General features: G+C 41.3%; 4 protein-coding genes and 2 pseudogenes. All 6 read right to left on the minus strand.

The genetic code is table 11. The annotated features are described in order from the left end of the window. Positions 1 to 39: 39 nt before the first annotated feature. Positions 40 to 2652 carry a DNA mismatch repair protein MutS gene (mutS, locus tag RMZ43_RS30920; RefSeq protein ID WP_322650488.1) on the minus strand — a complete coding sequence of 871 codons (2613 nt, stop codon included), beginning with the start codon at positions 2650 to 2652 and terminating at the stop codon, positions 40 to 42. An 86-nt stretch (positions 2653 to 2738) separates the two neighbouring features. Beyond that, positions 2739 to 3263: a hypothetical protein gene (locus RMZ43_RS30925; RefSeq protein WP_322650487.1), complete on the minus strand. Its 525-nt coding sequence runs from the start codon at positions 3261 to 3263 to the stop codon at positions 2739 to 2741. An 8-nt stretch (positions 3264 to 3271) separates the two neighbouring features. Beyond that, a pseudogene (locus RMZ43_RS30930) lies at positions 3272 to 4680 on the minus strand (AAA family ATPase). Between the two features lie 94 nt (positions 4681 to 4774). Then, positions 4775 to 4993 (minus strand): type II toxin-antitoxin system HicA family toxin, encoded by a 219-nt coding sequence (locus tag RMZ43_RS30935; protein WP_094351755.1) that lies wholly within the window; start codon positions 4991 to 4993, stop codon positions 4775 to 4777. 2 nt (positions 4994 to 4995) lie between these two features. Next, on the minus strand, positions 4996 to 5241 hold the full coding sequence (locus RMZ43_RS30940) for a type II toxin-antitoxin system HicB family antitoxin (protein WP_322650484.1): 246 nt from the start codon (positions 5239 to 5241) through the stop codon (positions 4996 to 4998). Between the two features lie 104 nt (positions 5242 to 5345). After that, positions 5346 to 5992: pseudogene (locus RMZ43_RS30945) on the minus strand (response regulator). Between the last annotated feature and the right edge of the window lie 128 nt (positions 5993 to 6120).

Below are 6120 nucleotides of genomic sequence, written 5' to 3' on the forward strand. Positions count from 1 at the left end.
ATAATATAGGTCTAAATTTTAAAGAAATGTGGTGATATGTCAATCCAGATTTTGTAGCCCCATCGCAATCTTGCTGTGTTTCTCAATTTGACCCATCACTTGTTTTGCTCGTTGAATAACTACGGCTGGTAAACCCGCCAATCTTCCCGCCTCAATTCCATAAGACTTATCAGCGCCTCCCGGTTGAACTTGATGCAAAAAGATAATTTGGTCAGGTAATTCTTTCACTGTTACCTGATAGTTAGCCACATTCGGTAAAATACTTGCCAATTCATTCAATTCATGGTAGTGGGTAGCAAAAATAGTTCTTGCCCGAATATCCACTGCTATATATTCTGCCACCGCCCAAGCTATAGAAAGACCATCAAATGTTGCCGTTCCGCGACCAATTTCATCTAACAGTACTAGGGATCTAGATGTGGCATGGTTGAGAATATTCGCCGTTTCATTCATCTCCACCATGAAGGTAGATTGACCAGTTGCAAGATCATCTACTGCACCTACACGGGTGAAAATGCGATCGCATATTCCCAATCTAGCAAACCTCGCTGGTACAAAACTACCAATCTGCGCCATTAACTGAATTAATCCCACCTGACGCAAATAACAACTTTTGCCACTTGCGTTTGGCCCGGTGAGGATGATCAAATCGGGATTGTCATTTGCAATTTGTTCTTGGTCATCTGCTAATGACAAATGACTAATGACTAATGACTCTTGACCCAATTGAGTCGAATTCGGCACAAAGAAACCCGCAGGTAAAGACTGTTCCACCACAGGATGACGCCCATCAACAATGTTTATCTCCCTCCCTGACAACATTTCTGGACGACAGTACCCTTGATGCACCGCTAACTCAGCCAAACCACACAACACGTCTGCCGCCGCCACTGCACGAGATAAATTGCGAATCACTTCCGCCTCTTGTGCTACCTCTTCCCGCAATGCTGTAAAAATCTCATATTCCAACTGATTTAAATCATCCCGCGCTGTGAGAATCCGCGCTTCCCGTTCCTTCAAATCTGGGGTGATGTAGCGTTCCTCATTGGTCAGGGTTTGCTTGCGGATATAATTAGCGGGTACTTGGTCAGCTTTGCTGCGGGAAATACTGATATAATAACCAAAAGTTTTGTTAAATCCTACCTTCAAAGTTGGAATTCCCGTCTTAGCTCTCTCATCAACTTCTAAATTGGCAATCCATTGCTGATCCGCTTCTACAGTTGCCTTTCTTTCATCCAACAGGGGATTTACACTAGGGCGAATCAATCCGCCTTCTTTGATTAGTATAGGTGGCGACTCCACAAGATGTGCGTGTAACTTGTGTGCTAATTCTTCCAACACAGTTGGGACTTTCTGCAAAGCTTTGAGGAATGGAGAACGCGCCTCAGTTACCAAGCTGGATAATTCTGGTAAGCGTGAAAGGGAATCTGCCAAAGCTACTAAATCTCTAGCATTAGCTGTACCAGAACCCGCCCTTCCCGTCAGGCGTTCTAGGTCATAAATTTGGCGTAACAACTGCCGTAAATCTTGACGCAGTGGTGTATTTTCCATCAATTCTTGGATGGTATCAAGACGTGCCCGAATGCCTTTAATATCTATTAGGGGTTGCAACAACCACCGCCGTAGAGCACGCCCACCCATCGCTGTATTAGTTCTATCTAATGCCCAGAGTAGAGAACCGTGAAAAGTTCCATCCCGGACGGTTTGAGTAATTTCCAGGTTACGGCGGGTTTGATTATCAACAATCAGATAATCGGTGACAGTGTAGCTGCGGAGTCTTTGAAGGGTAACTGGGTTTTCTTTTTGAGTATCTTCCAAGTATTCCAGAAGACCGCCAGCCGCACGAACGGCGAGGGGAAGATGATCGCAACCGAGTCCTTCAAGCGATCGCACCTTAAATTTCTGCAATAATCTAGGTCTAGCTTCGCCTTGAGAAAATGGTACTTGCGATCGCAAACTATAACAAAATGATGGTGGCAAACACTGGGGAAGATGTGGCGAAGTTTCTCCTGGACGCAGCAAACTACCTAAATCGGGCGCATTTGTTGGAACCAGCACCTCTGAAGGTTGCAAGCGCATTAACTCTTGTGTCAGATGTTCTAAATCACTACCTTGAGTTGTAAGAAATTCCCCTGTGGAGATGTCTGCATAAGCTAAACCCCAATGGTTTGCCGCAATTACTACTGCTGCGAGGTAATTATTGCGACTTGATTTGAGCATTCCTTCTTCTAGCAAAGTGCCTGGGGTGAGGATGCGCGTTACTTCGCGTCGCACTAATCTACCAGCAGCTTCAGAAGCATCTTCTACTTGGTCGCAAATTACGACTGCATAACCTTTTTCTACTAGCATCGTCGCGTAGCGTTCCCAAGCGTGATGCGGAACACCAGACATCGCCACTCGTCCCTGTTCTCCAGCTTGTTTACTAGTGAGAACTAATTCCAATTCTTGCGCTAGTTTTACAGCATCTTGGAAATAGCATTCAAAGAAATCTCCTACCCGATACAGCAATACCGCGTGAGGATATTTATCCTTCGTCTCGACATAGTGCAAGTACATTTGACTTAGCTTACTGCGATCCACCTGTTGATGGTCAGAAATAAAAGTACTTGCATCCGGCTTGGGAGATGGAGTTTCAGAGTGAGAGGCGGTCATAGATGCTATCGAGTTACGCACGGAAATTCCACAATATCCGATGATAACGTGATGTTAGAGGTAAGGGGCGATCGCTCAAAAATATTTTACCCTTTTGTCCGGCTGCTACGACGCGTAGGTGCTGGATTAGCTGGTTCATAAGCCTTGAGTCCTCCATCGTCGGTAAAAATTTCTACTTGAAATGTGCTACTGGTTTTGGCGTAATATTCAGCCACAGTCTTAATTGTCGCATCTCCGATAGAAATCTTTCTAGATGCTAGAGTAGGCCATTCAGTAGCCAACTGTTTCAATTGTTCTGAATTCCAAAGTTCACCTACTTGAGTTTCAAAAACTCCCCAAGGTATAACTCCATCTGCTACTTTCACTAAAATATTACCGAAAGCTTGAGCAATTTCATATCGCTTAGAGTTAGCTTGTGCAATGTGATTACCAGTTTCTATAATTGTTGCTATTGGTAGTATAAACTTTGCACCTTGTTTTTCTTCTTCCTGAAAACGGGCTTCAACTCTTTTTTTATCCCACTTATCATTATCAGAACCACAAGTCTCTTTACCAGGAACACCCAAGTAAACACAGAGTATTGATGTATCAATAATCAGAACCTTTCTCATATTTTGTTTTATTTATTATCAGAAAGGCTCTTTTCAATTGCGCCTTTGGTTGCTAATCTGCCCAAAGTCCCTGATGCAAGTAAAAGAGGAAGATTTTCAATATCTTCTAAAAGTGTAAGTTTGCTTTCTCCAGTTTCTTTATCGCGGTGTGCAACAACCACAAAAGGAACTATCTCTGGCCCTAAAGCATCAAGCAAAGCTGGGTTATGGGTGGTCAGTAAAATATCAATTTTTCTTTTGCTGCCTATTTCTCGCAGTATTCTTACCAGTAATTCTGCACGCGAGGGATGAAGGCCATTATCTATTTCCTCAATTACTAGTTGACTGCCTTCTGGTCTGATAAGTAGTGCTGTAATAATTGCTAGAAAGCGGAGAGTTCCATCAGACATAGTTTTAGCATTTATTAATATCGTCTCTCCAGGTTTCCATTCTTCTTCACAATAAAGCATCGCCTCAGTTTTAAGGGGAGCAACTGCTTCTGCAAATACTTTTTTAATATCGCCTTCTGGTAAATTCTTTACATAGGCAGATAGCGCTGCTTCTACTTCTACTTTACGCTCATCAGGTAAACCAGTAAGTACACCAGCTATATTTGATGCGTCACTTTCCAAGACATCAGAGATTGATGAATAATCCCGCATTTTAGAGGGAATTGGATTTATAAAAAAAATATTTTCAATGCTATCAACAACCAAGTCATATTCTTTCAATAATGGATGAATCAATGAGTCAATTTGTTTATCTCTATTATCAAAATGCTCTATAAGTTTTGACTTTACATCTTCTAGGAGTTGAATGCTTTCGTTGACAGATGCAATTAATGATTCTCCACTAGGAATTTTTTTAATTTTTCTATATCTTTCTCATTTAAATTTATTAATAATGAGGAATTGTCAATAAGTTTTGCAAAATCTAAATTAAGGGAATTTTTCGTTTGATTAATATTATCTTTAACTTTGTAGTAAGAAATTAACTGTTTTTTAATACTTGGAAGTAAAGATTTATTGGAAATATATTTTTTATCCAAATCTTCTTTCTTGTTATTTTTATTAATTTCATTTTGAGGCTCTATTATATCTTCCATCAAAATCTGAGCAATAGGTTTAGTTTGTACTCTAATGCTATAAAGGTAATCAGTATTTTCATCCTCTGCCTGAATTAAGGTTTTTAATGTAAACTGAGTTTCAGGTTTAAGTGCAGCCCACTCTATACCACCGCGAAGAGATGGAAGTGTTCTATCTCCTGCTAAAGCTGCTTCAATATTCTCACCTCTAGCAATTCTTTGTAAAAATTCCAAAGCCTCAACCACATTGAACTTACCACTCGCATTTGTCCCAATGAGGACAGTTAACGGGTCAAGTGGAAGCTCCGCATAACGGAAACTTTTCCAATTTTCGAGAATGAGTTGCTTAAGCATGATCAACTCCAAAAATGCTAAAATTATACTTTTACTAATACTCTTGATTACAACTTAAGGTAAAAATTGCAGAGTTTAATACACTTTTAGATTTTCACTCACCTAACCATTCTTCACGAGAAACTCCAGCTTGTCGCAATAGCCGCGATAATAGACCCACACTAATATCCCCTTCATGAGGATTGGTGATAATTACAGTAACATCACCTCGCCGCATTTGTGGGTGCTTTCCTCCTGCATAGGGGCCTTCAAAACCTAACTCTTGCAGACGTTTTACTAAATCACGCCAAGAAACAGGGGTTAATCTAGACATTTTTATACAGGTTTGGTCAGTTCATTGAGGTTGATACCAACAATTACAGGAATCGTTAACCCCAAATGTAACCGTAGCGCTAGCCAATCACTTAAAGCTTCTCTTAATTCCCGTCTACATCCTTCTAGCGTTTTATGATTAGCCCAGACTCCTTGTAAATTTGGAATTTCACCCCAAAAAGTTTGATCATCTTCAATGATCTCATAAACCGCTAGTTCCATCGCTTGGTCAATGTAGCTTGCCAGCATAGCAATTAAAAAATCCAGTACCTATTTAAATTTAGCTTTTATTCAGTGACGATGCCTACGGCGGGCTACGCCTACGCTCCAGTACATAAATTATCCAAAAAAATTTAAACACCATAAACAGAGTTAGCATAAATTGCCATTTGCGATCGGTTACGGAAATTAAGGCGGTTTAAAAGGTGAGTCACATGGGTTTTGACCGTTCCTTCAGCAACGTAAAGTTGTTCAGCGATTTCACGATTAGTCAAGCCTTGAGCAATCAAACGCAATACATCTTGTACCCGTGGGGTTAACTCAGTTAATTCTTTCTGGACTGGCTTTGGTGTAACAACATCTGGATCTGGGACGTTAGCCATTAGCTTTTCCATTAGTCCTGGCCCTAGTTGAGTATATCCAGAATGAACAAAGCGAATCGCTTGCGCTAATTCTTGGGAAGGCATATCCTTGAGTAAATAGCCCCTCGCTCCCGCACGGATGGACTGAGCGACATAGCGCTCGTCATCAAATGTACTAAAACTAAGACTTTGGTATTTGGATACTGCTGACAGATAATCCGTGTAGCTTCTCTACCATCCATTACAGGCATCCGTACATCCATTAATACCACATCAGGCTGTAAAGCAGCTACCTGCTCAATGGCTGTTTCACCGTTATCAGCAGTTCCTACCACTTGCAAATCTGGTTCCAGCGTGAGCATGGCTTTCAGACCTTGGCAGATTAAACTTTGATCGTCCACCAGTAACAGGCGAATCATGTGGAGTGCAACTTTACTTAGGTAACAACTATTTAATCTACCAACGTAAAGTCAGTAGACCGAAAAGTTCTGCGATGCCTTCGGCGGGCGTAGCCATCGCTAAAGAAAAGAATAGTAGTCTCTGATAC

Origin of the sequence: Nostoc sp. CmiVER01, from assembly GCF_034531135.2 — a bacterium.
In the GTDB taxonomy this organism is placed as follows: domain Bacteria; phylum Cyanobacteriota; class Cyanobacteriia; order Cyanobacteriales; family Nostocaceae; genus Nostoc.

Bases quoted from the DNA above. Each gene is read 5' to 3' on its own strand.
- RMZ43_RS30935 (WP_094351755.1), bottom strand. From the start codon at position 4,993: ATGTCTAGATTAACCCCTGTTTCTTGGCGTGATTTAGTAAAACGTCTG.
- RMZ43_RS30925 (WP_322650487.1), bottom strand. From the start codon at position 3,263: ATGAGAAAGGTTCTGATTATTGATACATCAATACTCTGTGTTTACTTG.
- RMZ43_RS30940 (WP_322650484.1), bottom strand. From the start codon at position 5,241: ATGCTGGCAAGCTACATTGACCAAGCGATGGAACTAGCGGTTTATGAG.
- mutS (WP_322650488.1), bottom strand. From the start codon at position 2,652: ATGACCGCCTCTCACTCTGAAACTCCATCTCCCAAGCCGGATGCAAGT.